19 protein-coding genes are annotated in these 17,596 nt (G+C 70.8%); 5 read left to right on the forward strand and 14 right to left on the reverse strand.

From position 1 onward, the window contains the following. Nucleotides 1–20 precede the first annotated feature (20 nt). From ACCP09_RS05795 to ACCP09_RS05805, 3 genes are all read right to left on the reverse strand, one after another. Nucleotides 21–1,028, reverse strand: a complete 1,008-nt coding sequence (locus tag ACCP09_RS05795) for an NADP-dependent oxidoreductase (protein WP_378333893.1) — start codon at nucleotides 1,026–1,028, stop codon at nucleotides 21–23. A gap of 105 nt (nucleotides 1,029–1,133) precedes the next feature. Further along, entirely contained in the window at nucleotides 1,134–1,568 is a 435-nt protein-coding gene (locus tag ACCP09_RS05800; protein WP_123684124.1) for an SRPBCC family protein, read from the reverse strand. Between the two features lie 46 nt (nucleotides 1,569–1,614). After that, a complete protein-coding gene (locus ACCP09_RS05805) occupies nucleotides 1,615–2,532 on the reverse strand; it encodes an ABC transporter substrate-binding protein (RefSeq protein WP_433743651.1) in 918 nt (305 codons plus the stop codon). A gap of 118 nt (nucleotides 2,533–2,650) precedes the next feature. Between ACCP09_RS05805 and ACCP09_RS05810 the strand changes: the two genes are divergently transcribed. Together ACCP09_RS05810 and ACCP09_RS05815 are read left to right on the forward strand one after the other, a co-directional pair. Beyond that, complete coding sequence (locus tag ACCP09_RS05810; RefSeq protein WP_027932812.1) at nucleotides 2,651–3,337, forward strand: ABC transporter permease; 687 nt, start codon at nucleotides 2,651–2,653, stop codon at nucleotides 3,335–3,337. Continuing rightward, a complete protein-coding gene (locus ACCP09_RS05815) occupies nucleotides 3,310–4,059 on the forward strand; it encodes an ABC transporter permease (protein WP_123684126.1) in 750 nt (249 codons plus the stop codon). The genes ACCP09_RS05810 and ACCP09_RS05815 overlap by 28 nt, the downstream gene beginning before the upstream one ends. Here the strand turns inward: ACCP09_RS05815 and ACCP09_RS05820 are convergent. From ACCP09_RS05820 to ACCP09_RS05835, 4 genes are all read right to left on the reverse strand, one after another. After that, nucleotides 4,043–4,594 carry a YbaK/EbsC family protein gene (locus ACCP09_RS05820; protein WP_400980676.1) on the reverse strand — a complete coding sequence of 184 codons (552 nt, stop codon included), beginning with the start codon at nucleotides 4,592–4,594 and terminating at the stop codon, nucleotides 4,043–4,045. The genes ACCP09_RS05815 and ACCP09_RS05820 overlap by 17 nt on opposite strands. 25 nt (nucleotides 4,595–4,619) lie before the next feature. After that, nucleotides 4,620–4,916, reverse strand: coding sequence for a DUF2516 family protein (locus ACCP09_RS05825; protein WP_017986361.1), 297 nt, complete (start codon nucleotides 4,914–4,916; stop codon nucleotides 4,620–4,622). Between the two features lie 1,045 nt (nucleotides 4,917–5,961). After that, the gene (locus ACCP09_RS05830; RefSeq protein WP_378362603.1) at nucleotides 5,962–6,582 is read right to left on the reverse strand and encodes a hypothetical protein; all 621 of its coding nucleotides are present in this window, start codon (nucleotides 6,580–6,582) and stop codon (nucleotides 5,962–5,964) included. A gap of 5 nt (nucleotides 6,583–6,587) precedes the next feature. After that, nucleotides 6,588–7,019, reverse strand: coding sequence for a helix-turn-helix domain-containing protein (locus tag ACCP09_RS05835; protein ID WP_020419556.1), 432 nt, complete (start codon nucleotides 7,017–7,019; stop codon nucleotides 6,588–6,590). A 111-nt stretch (nucleotides 7,020–7,130) separates the two neighbouring features. On the opposite strand from ACCP09_RS05835, the gene ACCP09_RS05840 reads away from it, so the two are divergent. Beyond that, nucleotides 7,131–8,264, forward strand: a complete 1,134-nt coding sequence (locus ACCP09_RS05840) for a methyltransferase domain-containing protein (protein WP_378362602.1) — start codon at nucleotides 7,131–7,133, stop codon at nucleotides 8,262–8,264. Between the two features lie 806 nt (nucleotides 8,265–9,070). Here the strand turns inward: ACCP09_RS05840 and ACCP09_RS05845 are convergent. The 6 genes from ACCP09_RS05845 to ACCP09_RS05870 all read right to left on the reverse strand — a co-directional run bounded on the left by ACCP09_RS05845 (nucleotide 9,071) and on the right by ACCP09_RS05870 (nucleotide 14,197). Continuing rightward, entirely contained in the window at nucleotides 9,071–9,694 is a 624-nt protein-coding gene (locus ACCP09_RS05845; protein ID WP_378362601.1) for an AAA family ATPase, read from the reverse strand. Between the two features lie 15 nt (nucleotides 9,695–9,709). After that, nucleotides 9,710–10,111: a zf-TFIIB domain-containing protein gene (locus ACCP09_RS05850; protein ID WP_081617646.1), complete on the reverse strand. Its 402-nt coding sequence runs from the start codon at nucleotides 10,109–10,111 to the stop codon at nucleotides 9,710–9,712. A gap of 49 nt (nucleotides 10,112–10,160) precedes the next feature. Next, on the reverse strand, nucleotides 10,161–12,395 hold the full coding sequence (locus tag ACCP09_RS05855; protein ID WP_433743660.1) for an FtsX-like permease family protein: 2,235 nt from the start codon (nucleotides 12,393–12,395) through the stop codon (nucleotides 10,161–10,163). Next, nucleotides 12,392–13,066 (reverse strand): ABC transporter ATP-binding protein, encoded by a 675-nt coding sequence (locus ACCP09_RS05860; RefSeq protein ID WP_378333797.1) that lies wholly within the window; start codon nucleotides 13,064–13,066, stop codon nucleotides 12,392–12,394. Before ACCP09_RS05860 ends, ACCP09_RS05855 begins: the two co-directional genes overlap by 4 nt. Next, nucleotides 13,063–13,587 carry a PadR family transcriptional regulator gene (locus tag ACCP09_RS05865; RefSeq protein ID WP_027932819.1) on the reverse strand — a complete coding sequence of 175 codons (525 nt, stop codon included), beginning with the start codon at nucleotides 13,585–13,587 and terminating at the stop codon, nucleotides 13,063–13,065. The genes ACCP09_RS05860 and ACCP09_RS05865 overlap by 4 nt, the downstream gene beginning before the upstream one ends. A gap of 250 nt (nucleotides 13,588–13,837) precedes the next feature. Then, nucleotides 13,838–14,197 carry a VOC family protein gene (locus tag ACCP09_RS05870; protein WP_027932820.1) on the reverse strand — a complete coding sequence of 120 codons (360 nt, stop codon included), beginning with the start codon at nucleotides 14,195–14,197 and terminating at the stop codon, nucleotides 13,838–13,840. Nucleotides 14,198–14,301: 104 nt separating this feature from the next. Between ACCP09_RS05870 and ACCP09_RS05875 the strand changes: the two genes are divergently transcribed. After that, nucleotides 14,302–14,757 carry a CGNR zinc finger domain-containing protein gene (locus ACCP09_RS05875; protein WP_123684131.1) on the forward strand — a complete coding sequence of 152 codons (456 nt, stop codon included), beginning with the start codon at nucleotides 14,302–14,304 and terminating at the stop codon, nucleotides 14,755–14,757. A 251-nt stretch (nucleotides 14,758–15,008) separates the two neighbouring features. On the opposite strand, the gene ACCP09_RS05880 is transcribed toward ACCP09_RS05875, so the two are convergent. Continuing rightward, nucleotides 15,009–16,295, reverse strand: a complete 1,287-nt coding sequence (locus tag ACCP09_RS05880; protein ID WP_433743666.1) for a DUF445 domain-containing protein — start codon at nucleotides 16,293–16,295, stop codon at nucleotides 15,009–15,011. 29 nt (nucleotides 16,296–16,324) lie between these two features. Between ACCP09_RS05880 and ACCP09_RS05885 the strand changes: the two genes are divergently transcribed. Further along, nucleotides 16,325–17,491 carry a pyridoxal phosphate-dependent aminotransferase gene (locus ACCP09_RS05885; RefSeq protein WP_433743669.1) on the forward strand — a complete coding sequence of 389 codons (1,167 nt, stop codon included), beginning with the start codon at nucleotides 16,325–16,327 and terminating at the stop codon, nucleotides 17,489–17,491. Nucleotides 17,492–17,596 lie beyond the last annotated feature (105 nt).

A 17,596-nucleotide genomic window follows, 5' to 3' on the forward strand; every position in this document is an offset into this window, starting at 1 on the left:
GCCGTACGTCGGCGGGCGTATCAGACGCGGACGAGCATCTTGCCGGTGTTCGCGCCCGCGAGGAGGTCCAGGAAGGCCTGCGGGGCGTTGCGCAGCCCCTCGACGATGGTCTCCTCGTACTTGATCTCGCCGGAGCGCACCAGCGGCGCGACCTCCTCGAGGAACTTCGCCTGCAGGTCGTAGTGGTCGCTGACCAGGAACCCGCGGATGTCCAGCCGCTTGCCGATGATCTGCGCCAGGTTCCGCGGCGCGGCGGGCGGCTCGGTGGCGTTGTAGATCGAGATCATCCCGCACACGGCGATCCGCGCGTGCACGTTCGCCGAGTCGATGGCGGCTTCCAGGTGCTCGCCGCCGACGTTGTCGAAGTAGACGTCGATGCCCTCCGGCGCGGCCTCCGCCAGCTGCTTCGCGACCGGCGCGTCCTTGTAGTTGAACGCGGCGTCGAAGCCCAGGTCCTCGACGAGGTGCCGGACCTTGGCGGCCGAGCCGGCGCTGCCGATGACCCGCTTGGCGCCCTTCAGCTTCGCCAGCTGGCCGACGACGGACCCGACCGCCCCCGCCGCGCCCGAGACGAACACGGTGTCGCCCGGCTGGAACCGCGCGATCTCGGTCAGCCCGGCGTACGCGGTGAGGCCGGTCATGCCGAGCACACCGAGGTACGCCTCGCGCGGCGCCGCGCCCGCGTCGATCTTGGCCGCCTGCTTCGGGGTGACGACGGCGTGCGAACGCCAGCCGAAGCCGTGCAGCACCAGGTCCCCCGGCCGCAGGGCGTCGGTGTTCGACTCGACGACCTCACCGACCGCGCCGCCGAGCATCACCTTGCCGACCTCGTACGGCGGCGCGTACGACTTGGCGGAGCTCATCCGGCCGCGCATGTACGGGTCGACGCTGATCTCCAGGTTGCGGACCAGGGCCTCGCCCTCGCCGGGCCGCGGCACCTCGACGTCGACCACGTCGAAGTTGTCCAGCGTCGGCGCGCCGTGCGGACGGGAGGCGAGCCGGATCTCGGTCGCGGTGGTGCTCATCATGCGCTCCAGGGGTGTCGGAAGTGTCTCCACGGCTGCCAACACACTAACCGGGGCGCTGATTCCGCTTTGTGGCTGAGGCTACAGCCACCCCGCCGAGCGGCGCGGCTAGGCCAGCTCGGCGAGCTTGCCCAGCACCCCGTCGTAGATCCGGCGGAGCCCGCCCGGCGCGAAGGTCTTCTCGAAGAAGCCTCCGATGCCGCCCGCGCCCTGCCAGGTGGTCTCGATCCGGACGACGCTGCGCTCGCCCGCGGGCCGCACCGTCCAGGTCGTGACCATGCTGGAGTTGGCGTCCGTCTCGACGAGGGTGCCCGCTTCCGGCTCGGACACACTCGCCGCGACGTCCCGCACCCGCTTGGAGGTGGCCTGCAGCTTCCACTTCGCCTTCGTACCGGCGCCGGTGCCGCCCTCGACCACCTCGTAGTCGCGGTAGTGCTCGGTCAGGATCTTGGGCCGGGTCTCGGCGTAGTCCGCGACCAGCGCCCGCACCTTGTCGGCCGGTGCGTCGATCGTCCGTTCCGCGCTTGCGGTGACCTTCGCCATAACCCCTCCTGATCTGCTCGAACGCTGTCGCCCGCGACTCTATCGATCAGAGGAGGCCCTGCTGCGACAGCCAGTCCTTGGCGACGTCCGCCACCTGGTCGCCGTCCTCGTCGACCTGCTTGTTCAGATCCCGCAGCTGGTCGGTGGTCAGCTTCGCGCTCACCGCGTTGACCGCCGCGGCGAGGTCGGGGCCGCGCTCGTCGAGCACCTTCTGGTTCACCGCGGGCACGATGTTCTCGGTCGCGACGATCTTCTGGTCGTCCTCCAGCGCGGTGAAGTCCGGGTTGCCGACCAGCGGGTTCACCGAGTCGAGCGGGATCACCGTGACCGCGCCCGAGCGCAGCTGCTCGACCCGCGGGCCGGACTCCTGGATGCTCGAGAACGTGACGTTCAGCTTGTAGACGTCACGGAACCCGATGAAGCAGTTGGCCCGGGTGCCGCACTCCGGCGGGCCGCCCAGCACGACCTTGTCCAGCTTCTTCAAGTCGCTGATCGTCCGCACGCCCTGCTGCTGCGCGAGGTCCGACTTAACCACGTAGGTGTTCTTGTTCTCCGCCGGCGCGTAGTCCAGCAGCCCGATGCCGGACGGCTTGAACAGCTCGGCGAGCTTCGCGTGCTCGGACGCCGCGTCGTTCGGCGCCTGCTCGTTGAACCCGGAGCTGATCGCCGCGCCCTGGTACTCGGGGATGAACTGCAGCTCGCCCGACTTGAGCGACGGGTACACCAGCTCCCGTGAGCCGATGTTGAACTTCCGCTGGACCGGGTAGCCCTTCGCCTCCAGCGCCTGCGCGTACACCTCCGCCAGGATCTGGCTGTCCGTGAAGTTGAACGACGCCACCACGATCGGCGCGCCGCCCTTGCCCGGCGCCGCAGTGCCGCCGTCGTCCCCGCCGCCGCAGGCCGTGAGCCCGAGGACCGCCACCGCGAGCACCCCGGCCGCCCGCAGGCTCCGTGTCCACCGCATACCTGTTCACCCTCCCAGTGCTGTTCGTCGCCAGCGACCCTATCCGCGGGCACCGACAGAAACCACATAGTGAGATCGTCCGCCCGTCAGTGTCGGTCACCGCCCGTATGCTCGCCCGGTGAGCGAGTACGTGCTGGCCGCCACCGACCGGCCGCTGTTCGAGTGGCGGTGGGTGGAGCGCAACGCGGACGAAATCGTCCAGCGCCTCGGCGAGCACCTGGCGCTGACGGCGGCCGCGCTCGCGATCGGGCTCGTCGTGTCGGTCGCGCTGGCCGTGCTGTCGCTGCGCTGGCGCTGGTTCTACGCGGTCGCGCTGGGCGCGGCCGGCGCGCTGTACGTGATCCCGAGCCTCGGGGCGTTCGCGCTGCTGGTGCCGTTCTTCGGACTGTCGTTCACCACGGCCGTGATCCCGCTGGCCACGTACACGCTGCTGATCCTGCTGCGCAACATCGTGACCGGCATCCAGCAGGTGCCCGCGGAGGTCCGGGAGGCCGCGATCGGCATGGGCTTCACGCGGCTGCGCCTGTTGCTGCAGGTCGAGTTCCCGCTGGCGCTGCCGGTGGTGATCGCCGGGCTGCGGGTCGCGGCCGTGACGACGATCGGGCTGGTCACGGTCACCGCGATGCTCGGCATGGGCGGGCTGGGCTTCTTCATCCGGCAGGGCATCCAGACGACCACGCCGAACCCGACGGCGATCATCGTCGGGATCGGGTTGTCGATCGTGCTCGCGGTGCTGGTGGACGCGCTGTTGTGGCTGAGCGAGCGGGCGCTGGCCCCGTGGGCGCGGAAGGCGGGGCGGGCGTGAACGCGTTCGAGCAGGCGCTGGACTGGCTGGGGCAGCCGGGCCGGTGGAGCTGGACCGACCCGGCCGGCATCCCGTACCGCACGCTGGAGCACCTGGGCTTTTCGGCGTTGTCGCTGGTGATCGCCGCCGCGCTGGCCGTGCCGCCCGCTCTGGTGCTGGCCCACTACCGCCGGGGCGCGTTCCTGGCCAGCAGCGCGGTGAACATCGGCCGGGCCATCCCGAGCTTCGGGTTGATCATCCTGTTCTGGTACCTGGCGAGCCGGTGGGAGGTGGACACGTCGTTCTGGCCGCTGCTGCTCGCGCTGGTGGCGCTGGCCCTGCCGCCGTTGTTCACCAACACCTACGCCGGGGTCGTGTCGCTGGAGCCGGAGGCCGTGGACGCGGCGCGCGGCATCGGGCACACGGAGGGGCAGATCATGCTGCGCATCGAGCTGCCGCTGGCGTTGCCGGTGATCCTCGCGGGCGCGCGGGTGGCGTTCCTGCAACTGGTGGCGACGGTCGCGATCGGCGCGATCGTCAACGACGGCGGCGGCCTCGGCCGGTTCATCGTGGACGGGTTCGCGCAGGGCGCGGGTGGTTACGGCGAGATCCTGGCCGGCGGGCTCGCGGTCATCGTGCTGGCCCTGGTGTGCGAGGGCGTGTTCGCGCTGCTGGAGCGGTTCGCCGTGCCGCGGGGCCTGACGTTGTCGCGCCGGGCGACGATGTCTACGCGACCGGTTTAGCCAGGCCGTCGATCACCTCGGCGCCGGGCAGCGACGCGAGCAGGTCGCCGGTGACCAGGAGTTTCCCGCCGCGGATGCCGCTGCCGACGACGAGTTCCGGCGAGTCGGCGACGGCCTTGTCGACGAGGATCGGCCAGTCCGCGGGCAGCCCGACGGGCGTGATGCCGCCGTAGGCCATGCCGGTGAGGGCGACAGCCTCGTCCATTGGGGCGAAGGAGGCTTTGCGCACGTCGAGGCGGCGCTTGATGACGCCGTTGACGTCGGCGCGGGTGGTGGCGAGCACCAGCGCGGCGGCGAACCGGACCTCGCCTGCCCGCTTCCCGGCGACGACGACGCAGTTCGCGGAGGCGTTCAGCGGCGAGCCGTAGGCCTCGCAGAACGCGGCGGTGTCGGCGAGTTCGGGATCGATCTCGACGGCGCCGACGCTGTCGGCGTCGAGGGCGGCCAGTGCTTTGGCGACGGGCTCGGCGAGCAGGTCGGTGCGTTCGGCGGCCGGGTGGACGGTCAGCGTCCCGGCGATGCTCCAGGTCCTCACGCCGTCAGGATAGGGAATAGCCCGTTCACCAGTTCTTGCCGCCGCGCTGAACCTCGATCAGCCGCGGCCGCACGTCGACGAGGTAGACGAGGACGGCGACGATGCCGGCCAGCCAGAAGAGGCTGCCCGCGCCCCCGAAGCCGAACAGCCCCATGGCGGCCGTGCCGGCGCCGGTGATGGCGAGCCAGATGGGCTTGGTCTTGCGGTCCGCGGCGTGGTAGGCGTCCGCGCGCTGGAGAAGGGCGTGCACGAACGCGCCGAGGCCCACCAGCGTGCCTGCCCAGCTGATGACCTGCATGATCCAGTACGCGATGAACGGCACGTTCCTAGCCTACGTCCCTTCGCCCCCGCCGTCGGATCCCCGGTGTCCAGAATGCCACGAACGCCCGGGACCGTCACCGCCGTCCCGGCCTGGGGCCCGCCCCCCCCCGTACCGATGCCGTCCAGCCACCCGACAGCGGCGGTCGGCGCGAACACCTCCCATGCCCGCCCACCCCGCACAGCCTCACGACACCGCCCACCCGCCCGGCACCCCGGCAAGCCCACCGGCCGCCCAACCCGCGAGCGCCGAGCCCCTTGGCGCGGCAGCCCGACACGACAAAGCCCACCGGCGGCGCCAAGCGTTGCTCGGCAGGGCCGGTGGGCATGCGTGTTGCCTATGCGCCTTGGCTACCTTCAGCGCGCCCCTTCACTACCGTGGGCCGCCTACCGTCGGCGTCCGCCTTGCCTCCAGTGCCTGCCCCGGCATGCGCCTCGCGTATGGTGAGCCACTGACCATCGGCGCCCACCATGCCTCCAGCCACTGCCCGGGCACGCGCCTCACGCATCGTGGCGCACCGTCGGCGCCCACCATGCCTCCACTGGCAGCCCACGCATCCGCCTCACGCAAGATGACCGCCCACTGCCGGCGCCCACCATGCCTCCAGCCACTGCCCAGGCACGCGCATCGTGGCCGCCCACCGTCGACGTCCACGATGCCTCCAATGGCCGCCTCGACATCCGCCTCACGCAAGATGACCGCCCACCATCGGCGCCCACCGTGCCTCCACTCAGTGCCCAGGCACGCACCTCACGCATCGTGGCCGCCCACCGTCGACGTCCACGGTGCCTCCAGTGGCCGCCTCGACATGCGTCCCGCGCATGGTGGCCGCCCACCGTCGGCGCCCACCTTGCCTCAGTGACCGCCCAGGCACGCACCTCACGCAAGGCGGCCACCCACCATCGGCGCCCACCGTGCCTCCACTGAGTGCCCAGGCACGCACCTCACGCATCATGGCCGCGCACCGTCGGCGCCCACCATGCTTCCAGTGGCGGCCCAGGCACGCGCCTCTCGCACGCTGGCCGCCACTGTCGGCGTCCGCCTTGGCCTACTTGGTCGTCTTCGGCGTGGTCGCGTTCGCCGGGCGCTTGGCCGGCGTCGTGGTCCGGCGGGCGGCCGGGGCCTTCGTCGTGGCGGTCTTGGGGGCGGGCTTGGCCTGCTCCTCCTTGACCTCGTCCTCGATCTTGTCCGCGACGTCGTCCGCCGCCTCGGCGACCTTCTCGCCACCGGCGCGGGTCCGCTTCGCGACCAGGCCGAGCACGTCCTCGACCTTCTCGCGCGCCTCGGTGCTCACCTCGCCGACCCGCTCCTGCGCGGTGTTCAGCGCCTCCTCGACCTGCTCGACCACGCTCTTCACGCGCGGCTCGGCCAGGAACTTGTCCCACGCCTGCTCACCGGTCTCGGCCAGCTTGTTGTACAGCTTGAGCGCGGCCTCGGTGTACTCGTCGATCAGCTTGCGCAGCTCGGCCGGGTCGAGCTTCTCCCGCAGGGTGGTCACCTCGGTCGGCAGCTCCTCGATGTTCTTCCGCGCCACCTCGCTGCCCTCGACGACCCGCTCGCGGGCCTTGCCCACGGCGTCGACCACGGCCTGGCCGGCCAGGTTACCGGCGCCCAGGGCGGCCAGCAGCGGTGTGCGGAGCTGTTCGATGGCGGTCTTGGTGCTGGGCATTGTGCTCACTCCTTGGCGATGACGGTTGCTTGTCCTCGATCGCCGCCCGCCGCCGCGTTCTCCCGGCGGAACGACTCGTACACGTCGAGCAGGACCTGCTTCTGCCGCTCGGTGAGCTCGGCGTCCGCGCGGATCGCGTCGGTCACCGGTCCACCGTTGGGCAGGTCGAGGATTCCGGCCTGCACGTAGAGCGCTTCCGCGGAAATCCGCAGCCCCTTGGCGATCTGCTGCAGGATCTCCGCGCTGGGCTTGCGCACCCCGCGCTCGATCTGGCTCAGGTACGGATTGGACACTCCGGCGAGCTTTGCCAGCTGCCGCAAGGAGATCTTCGCGTTGTTGCGCTGCTGGCGGATGTACTCACCGATCCCGGAGGCGATGTCGGCGACCTTCTCCACCGGTCCGCCCGCCGAGTTCTCGTGGCCGTTGTCCTCCGACATGTCAGTCCATCTCCTCGCGACGATTCCAACGGTACGCGCGGGTGCTAGCTATTGCAAGCACCCTGCTTGCAACCATCGGGTGTTACTTGAGTCACCCGTTACGGTGGGGGTGTGCACAGCACGGCACGTCGCCGGCGCCAGCTGGCCGAGTCGCTGCGCCGGGACGGCATGATCACCGATCCGGCCTGGCTGGACGCGTTCCGGCGAGTGCCGCGGCATGCCTTCGTGCCCCGGTACTTCCTATCCCAGCCCGGTGGCTGGCGCGCCGTCGACCGCACGGATGAGGACTGGCTCGACCACGTCTACGCCGACCAGGTCCTGGTGACGCAACTCGACGGCGATCCGCTCGCGTGGGAGCGCGCTCGCCGGCAGGGCGTGGTGCGCGGCAACCCGACGTGTTCGTCGAGCATGCCGGGGATCATGGCGGTGATGCTCGAGGAGCTGTCGGTGCACAGCGGGCACCGGGTGCTGGAGATCGGCACCGGCACCGGTTACAACGCCGCCCTGCTCTCCGAACGGCTCGGCTCGTCGCTGGTGTCCACTGTGGATGTGGACGAGCAGCTGGTGCGGCTCGCTTCGGAACGCCTGTCGCTGTGCGGGTACCACCCGGCGGTCGAGGTCCAGGACGGCGCGGACGGTTTCCCGGCGGGTGCGCCGTACGACCGCGTGCTGTGCACGTGTGCGGTGTCGGAGGTGCCGGTCGCGTGGCTGGAGCAGGCGACCCGCGGGGCGATCGTGGTGACCACGCTGAACCGCCCGATCGGCGCCGGCCTGGTGCGGCTGATCGTGATGCCCGGACCAGTTGCCCGGGGCCGCGTGCTGAGCCGCGACGGCCGGTTCATGCCGCTGCGGGCGCACCGCCTCCCGGATCCGGTGTCGCTACCGGAGATCTCCGGGCCCGTGCGTGCCACGGACCTGTCAGCCGAGGTGGTCCTGCACCCGTCGAGCCGGTTCGAGTTCTTCGCCGGGCTGGCGTTGCCGGGGGTGGTGCCGGTGTTCCGCGGCGAGGACGCGTTCCTCCTGCACAGCGACGGTTCCTGGGCACGGGTGACAACGCACGCCGACCGGACGACAGTGACACAGGGCGGCCCGCGGCGGCTGTGGGACCTGACGGAGGCCGCCCACCGGCAGTGGACCGCGCTCGGCAAGCCCGCCCGGCAGCGGTTCGGGATGACCGTGACGCCCCAGCACCAGGAATTCTGGCTGGACGACCCCGACGGCGACCACCGCTGGCCACTGCACTAGACCCCGCGGCGCCCAGCACACTCACCGGCGCCCCCGCTTGCCCACCGGCCCAGCCGAGATCCGGCGCCTTGACGGCGACTACTGCCGGCCGACACTCGCCGCCCCCGCCGGCGACGACCCCGCCCGGCGCACCCCGCCAACGACTGCCGCTGGGCGGCACGAGGCACCCCCAGCCAGCGGCCACCCTGATTAGCTCCGACGCACTTCCCGTCGGCAACCACCGATGCCCAGCACCCCACGCACCACGCCAGCACCCAGCGACGCAAGCTTCCCGCACGACGCCAGCAACCCACTGACCGGCAACATTCCACGCGCCGAGCCAGCAACCACCGCACGCCAACGCGCCGCGCACCACGCCAGCGACTACCGACACCAGCACTCCGCGCATCGAACCGGCAATTACCGAATGCAAGCGCTCGGCGCACCACGCCAGCAACCACCGACAGCCAGCACACCGCGCCTCAAACCAGCAACCACCGCACGCCAACGCGCGGCACACCACGCCAGCAACCACCGACAGCCAGCACACCGCGCCTCAAACCAGCAACCACCGCACGCCAACGCGCGGCACACCACGCCAGCAATCACCAATGCAAGCGCCCCGCGCACCACGTCAGCAACCACCAACAGCCACCACCCCGCCCACCGCGCAGCGACCACCGACTGTCAGCGCTCGGCGCACCACGCGCCGCCGCTGTCCAGCGGTGTGCGCGCCGTCGCCAGCGCCTACCGCCGAGCGCCGCAACATAGCGCCCCGGCCACCCCGCACACAGCGCGCCGGCCGCGAGCCACCGTCGGCCGTCGCGCTAAGGCAGCCGGCTCTCGACCCAGCTCGCGACGTGCTCGACGCTCGCGTCGAGTGGCGCGGTCGTCGTGTCGAAGAGGGTGACCGGCGGGTCCAGCGTGTCGGCGTTCTTGTGCAGCCACGTGTTGAACTCGAGCATCTCGGCGATGCGGGGTTCGTCCCAGCCGCGCCAGGCCGGGCGGGCCCGGAGCCGCCGGGCGAGCACCTCCGACTCGGCGACGAGCGCGAGGTAGTGAATCTCGCTGAACAGCGCGCGCTCGGGCAGCGTCTCGAACTCCGGGGGCACCACGGTGCCGCACAGCACGACCGGCCGACCGTTCTGGTGCACCATCGCGGCCATCCGCAGCCAGGTACCCCGGAACGTCGGGTGCCCGTTCACGTCGTCGCGGAGGCCGGCCACCCACAGCACGTCCTGCTCCAGCACCGTGACCCGACCGCCGAGCCGCTCGACCAGGGCCGGACCGACCGTCGACTTCCCCGCCCCACTCGGCCCGGTCAGGGCGAACAGCGGCAACCGGCGGAAGGGCCAACGGTGACCACACCGGTGGCACAACCGGACGTCGCCCTCCACGGCCGGGACTTCAGCCAGGTCCCCGCATCGAGGGCAGATGCGGGGATCCAGCATCGCTTCCGGCATGTGTCAGTCGAAGAGCTGCTCGAGGAAGCTCCGCTTGCGGTGACCACGGTGCCCGTACGGGCGCGGCGAATCCGAGTAGTAGCCACCACCCTGGTACGGGCGGGGCGAATCGGAGTAGCCGTGCCCACCCCGGTACGGCCGGGGCGAGTCGGTGTGCCCGTGGCCGCCGTACGGGCGGGGCGAATCCCGGTACGGCGCGGTGTGCCCGGCCCCCTGGTACGGCGGTGGAGCAGCGGCGGGCCCGCCGTAGTAAGCGCTCTCCGCGCCCACGATCTGCTCCAGCTCGCCGCGGTCCAGGAAGATGCCCCGGCAGCCTTCACACTGCTCGATGTGGATGCCGTTCTTGTTGACGGTCCGCATCACGTTTTGACACTTCGGACAAATCACGTATGCCACCCTACGCATGATCCGGCCGGTCGGGGGTGAGGTACGCCGGGTTCCCGCCCGGAGCTCGTCATTCCGCTCGCAGCGCCTCCACTCTGGTGACCGCCCGGAGCGCGGGCAATGCCGCGCCGGTCACCGCGAATACCAGGGCCACCGCCGTCACGGCGGCGACACCGATGAAGCCCACGTCCACGTGCAGGCTGATGTCCGCGCCCAGCAGCCGCACGAGGAGGGCGCCGGTGCCGATCGCCACCGCCACAGCGACCACGACCCCGAACACCAGCGGAATCGCGTTCTGCCAGAGCAGTGACCGTCCCAGGACCGGCAGCGGCACACCGGACGCGTGCATCGCCGCGAAGGCCCTCCGCCGTTCGCTCAGCTGCCCGGCCAGCAGCACCAGCAGACTGGCCGCCGCGATGACGAGTCCCAGCAGTCCGCCGGTGTAGAGCAGGCCGTTGACCGCGGTCAGGAAATCGTCTCCCCCGCCGTAGTACTCGTCTTCGCTGTAAGCCGTCGCCTGCCACCCGAGCGGGCCGAGCGCGGCCCTGATCCGGTCCATTGCACCCGGCTCGCCTGGAGCGAGCAGGAGCTCGATCATCCGCCCGCCGCCGGGCAGGTGCTGCGCGCTCGCGGCCGACGGTGTGACGGCCAGACCGACACCGTGGGCGACGCCCGCGGCACCGGGAGAGGCGGTCGCCGCATCCGCGGGAACCGTGAACCGCACGTCGTCCACCCTCATGGTCGAACCCGGCTGGACGCCCGCCCCGGCCACGACGTACACGGCACCGTCGACACACCCAGATGTTCCGAAGAGGTGCTCCAGCACCGGACACGGCGCGACCAGCAACTCCACCGGTCTGCCGGTCCCGGGGCTCGCCGCCAGACGTTGGATCGGGTACGCGCCGACCAGCCCGGGCGTCCCGTCGAGCAGGCGCATCGCCTCCGCTTCGGCATTGTCGGTGACGCTGAGATTCCCGGCGCCGGTGGCGACCCGAGGGCGATCCGCGTCCGCGGCGGCCGAACCGATCATCGTCTGCAGCGTGATGACCCCGGCCAGCACGACCACCACTCCTGCCACGACACGGTTCGGCGTGCCGCTGTCGAGCTGCAGCCGTCGGACGGCCAGTTGCCACGCCGGGCTCCCGCCCCGGATCCGCCGCACCACGAAGTCGGTGATCCAGGGCATGATCGCGGGCACGCCGATCAGCAGCAACGTCGACCCGGCGAGCAGGAACGGCAGGGTGCTACCCGGACGGGACGACACCCCCAGGAGCTTGTCCGGCAGCAGCAGCACGACGCCGAGCGCGATCAGGACCAGCCGCCACCACAGCCGTCTGCGCTCCGGCTTCGCGTTGCGCAGCACCGCGAGCGGTTCGACGACGAGCCGCCTCAACCCGAACCACGCCGGTCCGACCGCGAGCACGGGGACGAGCAGGGCCACCACCACCCCCAGTGGCCAGCCCGGCACGAAGTCCGGGCGGAAGACGGTGATCCCTTCGAACTCCAGCCCCGCGGCCGACCCGCGCACCGCGAGGTAGATGGCCACACCCAGCGCACCGCCGGCCAAGGCGCCGGCCAGTGACTCACCGGCGGCGATCCGGTGCACCTGCCCGCGTCGCGCGCCCGCGAGGCGGAGCGTGGACAGCCGGCGCTCGCGCTCCGCACCGCCGATCCGACCCGCGGCGCTGAGCAGGACGAGCATCGGGATGAGCAGCACGACGACGCCGACCATCAGCAGGAAGATCAGCTGCGGGGACGAGGCGTCCGGTGCCGGGTCCGCCCCGAAACCGGCGACCGCGACTCCCCCGTTCGCGGCTCGGATGCCGGTGGCGCCGACGTAGGCGAACAACTCGTCCGGCCCGGCGAGCCCGTCCGGCGCGATGGCACCGACCACCCGCCCTGGGAACCGCTGCTGCAGCAACGGATCCACCGCGAGCCGCTCCGCGAGCGCCGGCGACAGCACTGCTTCATCGGCTTGCGGAAGCGTGCCCAGACCGGGCGGAACCGGCGCATCCGGGCCGACAGGTTCCAGCCAGGTGATCGTCAACGTCCGGTCTCCCACCGGGGTGACGTCGGAGGACAGGTACAGCGACGCGGGCCCGTCCACGGTCGCCGGTTCGCGCCCGGCGATGCGATCGCTCCGCTCGCCCAAGGCTTTGGTGGTGCTCGCGAGCAGCAGGAGCATCGCCACCGACAGACCGATGCCGATCGTGGTCAGCACCAGGCGGGGCAAGTTGGCACGGAACGTCCGGCCGCCCCCGACGGCCAGCCGGAAGCCCAGTGCGAAGTCGTTGAGCCAGCTCACGGAACGGCCACCCGCTCCGGTGTCCGGCCGTCCCGGACGATGACCTCGCGGTCGGAGTACGCCGCGACCCGAACGTCGTGCGTGACCAGCACTACCGCGGTGCTCAGCTCCTTCGCCGCCGCCACGAGCAGGCGCATCACGCGTTCGCCGTTGAGGGAGTCCAGCGCTCCCGTCGGCTCGTCGGCGAAGACGACCTTCGGCGTGGTGATCAAGGCCCGTGCGATCGCCACCCGCTGCCCCTGGCCGCCGGACAGCTCACCGGGCCGCTTGCCGGCGAGGTCGCCGAGCTCGAACCGGTCGAGAGCCGTCCGCGCCGACGCCTCGGCCGGTTTGCGCTTCATCCCGCCCAGACGCAGCGGCAGCGCGACGTTCTCCAGGCACGACAGCTCGGGAACGAGCTGCCCGAACTGGAAGACGAATCCGAACTCGCTGCGGCGCAACGAAGACCGGTCTGCGTCGGACAGGCTTGCGAGGTCGCGCTCGCGGTAGACGACCTGGCCGTCGTCCGGCGGCATGATCCCGGCCAGGCAGTGCAGGAGCGTGGACTTGCCGGACCCGGACGGTCCCATCACCGCGACGATCTCCCCCGCGTCGATCTCGAAGTCGGCGCCCCGCAGCGCCTCGGTGGGCCCGAACGACTTGCGCAGCCCGGTGGCGCTGAGCAGGCTCATGCCCGCACCTGCCGGGCGAGCTCGTCGAGACGGGCCGCGGTCAGTTCGAGCCAGCGCAGGTCCGCTTCCAGGTGGAACAGCGCGTGGTCGCAGATCAGCGTGTCCGCGAGGTCGCCCTCAGCCTTGCGGCGGGTCAGCTCGCGCATGACCTTCAGGTGCGCGGCGCGCTGGGTGTCGAGCACCGTCGCCGCGTCCCGGCCGGACATCAACGCGAGCACGACCTTGGTGTACAGGGTGTTCTGCAGGTACGCCTCCGGCTTCTCCGGAGTGCTCAGCCACTGCTCGACGTCGGTGATCCCGGCATCGGTGATCGCGTAGCTCTTGCGCTCCGGACCACCGCCCGGCTCGACCCCGCTCTCGGTCACCAGCCCGTTGCGGAGCAGACGCGCCAGCGTGGCGTACACCTGCCCGTAGTGCAACGGCCGGTCATGCCCGAAACGCGCGTCGTAGGCGCGTTTGAGCTCGTAGCCGTGGCGCGGGCCCGCCTCGAGCAGGCCGAGAAGTGTTTGTCCGATCGCCATGGACAGGACTATACACACGGTGTACAGTCGCTGTCTATACACCCCGTGTATAGCAAGAACCCCCAGCGTGAGCGGAGGTGACACAGGCTGAGGGTTCGAGCGGACGATCCGGCGGTCGCCTCTCGGCGGAAGGTGCGACACGACTCCAGCCGGACTGGTGTTCCGTGACGGCGATGAGGTGAGGCCCGGGGAACACGGACCGGATCGGCCACCCGGTCCAACAGAACCCCTCGACTAGATATTCAGGAGGTCAGCACGCACAGAGACAGAACGGGTGACCGGCCGGATCGGCGTAGACCCGGAACGTCGACGCCTGGTCGAGCATTTTCGCCCCCAGTGACAAGGCGCGACTGTGAGCCGCTTCGAGATCCGTGACGTCCAGGTCGAGGTGAAGCTGCTGCGGAACATCCTGCCCCGGCCACGCGGGCGCACGGTAGGACTCGACGCGCTGGAAGGAGACCCGGACTCCGTCCAGACCGTCGAGATCCACCCAGCTGTCGTCGTCCGCTTTCGGCTGCGGCAGGTCCAGCAACCGCGCGTAGAACCCGGCCAGTTCCACCGGATCCGGGCAGTCGAGAACGATCGCGCCCAGTTTCGGAACGGCACCCATGCGATTCCTCCCAGCATTCGAAGACCAGCAGGCGAATAACCAGTGAAAGGAGTATGCAAGTTACGCGACACGTCCGCAACCACCGTCCGGCTTACACTGGTGACGTGAGCTCGACGGACGTGTCCCTCGTGGTGGATTTCCTCAACACCCTCGACGTGGAGGACGACACTGATGTGCTCACGAACGCAGCCACCTGGCGCGCCTGGAGTCACGAACGCGGGCTGGAAGCAAGCCCGGTGTCCGCGGCGCGGTCCGCCCGCACAGCCCTACGTGCTGCGGTCGGCGACACCGTGGACCCGCCGCCACTGGCGGTACCGGTCACGATCGAACTGACGTCCGGTGGGCCGGCTCTGGTCACGCACGACGCGGTCGGTGCCGTGATGGCCGCGGCCGCCAGGTTGGCGGTGCTCGGGCAGTGGGCGCGGGTGAAGATCTGCCCGGCCGACGACTGCCGCTGGGCGTTCTACGACGAGTCCCGCAACCGCTCACGCACCTGGTGCTCCATGCAGGTGTGTGGCAACCGGGAGAAGGCGCGCAGCTGGCGCCAACGCCGGGCCTGAACACCCAGTGGAGTTGCCCACAGCAGGCCTGTGGACAACTGGTCCACCTGTGGACAACCCAGAAAGGTGCAGGTCAGCGCTTAGCCGAACGGCAACGCCACACGATTAGGGGCACCTGCTGTTCAGTTCCGCCTGCCGGTCAGGCCTCCACAGCCCTGGGGCGGCAGCCGGACGCGCTCGGATGCCACCAACGGCCGCTTTGCTCAGCGTCGCGCGTGCGCGTGGGGCGGAACCTTCGGAACGCGATGGGGTCAGAACAGCAGCTGGGCCACGGTGTAGATCACCAGGCCGGCGAGCGCGCCGACCACGGTGCCGTTGATGCGGATGAACTGGAGGTCCCGGCCGACCTGCAGCTCGACCTTCCGCGAGGTCTCCTCCGCGTCCCAGCGCTCGACCGTGTCGGTGATGATGGTGGTGATCTCGGTGGAGTAGTTGCGCACCACGTAGGCAGCGGCGCCCTGGACCCAACCGTCCACCTTGCCGCCGAGGCCCTCATCGGACACCAGGCGCTCGCCCAGGTGTCGCAGGCCCTCGCGGACCCGGCGGCGCAGCTCGCTGGACGGGTCCTCGGCCGCGTTGAGCAGCATGCCCTTCGCGGTGCTCCACGCCGACCCGATCAGCTTCTGCACGTCGGGGTGGTCGAGGATCTGCTGCTTGACCTGCTCGGCGCGAGCCATGGTCTCCGCGTCGTTCTGCAGGTCCTGGGCGAACTCGCCGAGGAACTTGTCCAGGGCCAAGCGCATCGGGTGGTTGACGTCGGTCTTCACGGCCCACGCGAACGACAGCACCTCGCCGTACACCTTGTCGGCCAGCATCGCGTCGACGAACTTGGGCGACCAGCTCGGGGCACGGTCGGAAACCACGCGCAGCACGGTCGCGTGGTTGTCACGCACCCACTCGTACGCGCGGTCGCACATCAGGTCCACGAGCTTGTAGTGCGCGCCGTCGGCGAAGACCTGCTCCAGCAGCTTGCCCAGCGGCGGGCCCCACGGCTGCTCGACGACCCGCCGCACCACCGCCTGCTCCATGACGGCCTGCACGTCCTCGTCCTTGAGCACCGTCACGACACCCCGCACGACGGTGGCGAGTTCGGACGTGACCCGCTCGGCGTTCTCCGGCTTGGCCAGCCACTCGCCGAACCGCCGGGAGACCTGGACGCGCTGCAGCTTGTCGCGGACCACCTGCTCGGACAGGAAGTTCGTGCCAACGAACTCGCCGAGGCTGCTGCCGATCATGTTCTTCTTGCTGGGGATGATCGCCGTGTGCGGGATCGGCAAGCCGAGCGGTCGCCGGAACAGCGCGGTCACGGCGAACCAGTCCGCCAGCGCGCCGACCATGCCGGCCTCGGCGGCGGCCCGCACGTAGCCGACCCAGCCCGGCCAGCCTGCCGACTGCGCCCACGTCGTCAACACGAAGATCACGGTCGCGCCGAGCAGGAAGGCGAGCGCCACCAGCTTCATCCGGCGCAGCGCCCGCCGCTTGCCCTCCTGGTCCGGGACCGGGGGAAGGCCGATGTCAGCGGGGGTCAGTTGCTCCACGACCCCATTGTCCGTGAGGATCGGCCATTATGCGCGAACCAGCTCTCGTACCCCGGCTGCGGCCGTTCACGTCGACCATCTTCGCGGAGATGACCGCACTCGCCGTGCGCACCGAAGCGGTCAACCTCGGCCAGGGCTTCCCGGACACCGATGGACCGTCCGGAATGCTCGACGCCGCGAAGAACGCGCTGTTCGGCGGCGCGAACCAGTACCCGCCGGGGCCAGGGCGGCCGGAGCTGCGGGCGGCGATCGCACGTCACCGGGCCCGCTACGGGCTGTCCTACGACCCGGACAACGAGATCCTCGTCACCGCCGGTGCCACCGAAGCCATCTCCGCGGCGCTGCTGGCGCTGACCGAGCCCGGCGACGAGGTCATCGTGATCGAGCCGTACTACGACTCGTACGCGGCGGCGGTCGCGATGGCGGGAGCGACCCGGCGGGTGGTCTCGCTCGTCGAGGGGGCGGACGGGCGGTTCGCGCTCGACCTCGACGCGCTGCGCGCCGCGGTGACCCCGGCGACGCGGGCCATCCTGGTGAACTCGCCGCACAACCCGACGGGAACCGTTTTCACGCGCGAGGAGCTGTCGGCGATCGCCGACCTGTGCCGCGAACGAGACCTGATCGCGGTCACCGACGAGGTGTACGAGCACCTGGTCTTCGACGACGCCGAGCATGTGCCGCTGGCCGCGTTCCCCGGGATGCGCGACCGGACGGTGTCGATCTCCAGCGCGGGCAAGACGTTCAACTGCACCGGCTGGAAGATCGGCTGGGTGTGCAGCAGCCCGGAACTGGTGGCCGCGGTGCGGGCGGCGAAGCAGTTCATGACGTTCGTGTCCGGCGGGCCGCTGCAGCCGGCCGTCGCGCACGCGCTCGACCACGAACTGGCGTGGGTGGAGTCGCTGCGCACCTCGCTGGAGGCCAAACGCGACCGGTTGTCGGCGGGCCTCGCGGCGGCGGGCTTCGCGGTGCGGCCGAGCCTCGGCACGTACTTCGTGTGCGCGGACGTGCGGCCGCTGGGCTTCACGGATGCCGCCGAACTGGCGTGGCAACTTCCGGAGCGGGTCGGGGTGGCGGCCGTGCCGGTGAGTGTGTTCACCGACAACCCGGCGGAGTGGCGGCACGTGCTGAGGTTCGCGTTCTGCAAGCGGGACGAGGTGCTGGACGAGGCGATCGAGCGGCTGCACAAGCTGGCCTGACCGCGGTTCGGTGGAACGGGGGCGGCGCATCGGCGCGAACGCCGAGGCCGGGGGCGAAAAGGCGAGCCCTGGTGCGATCGGAGGCGGGTGGGTGCACCGCGAGGT

This window comes from Amycolatopsis sp. 3B14, assembly GCF_050958625.1.
GTDB lineage: Bacteria > Actinomycetota > Actinomycetes > Mycobacteriales > Pseudonocardiaceae > Amycolatopsis_E > Amycolatopsis_E thermoflava.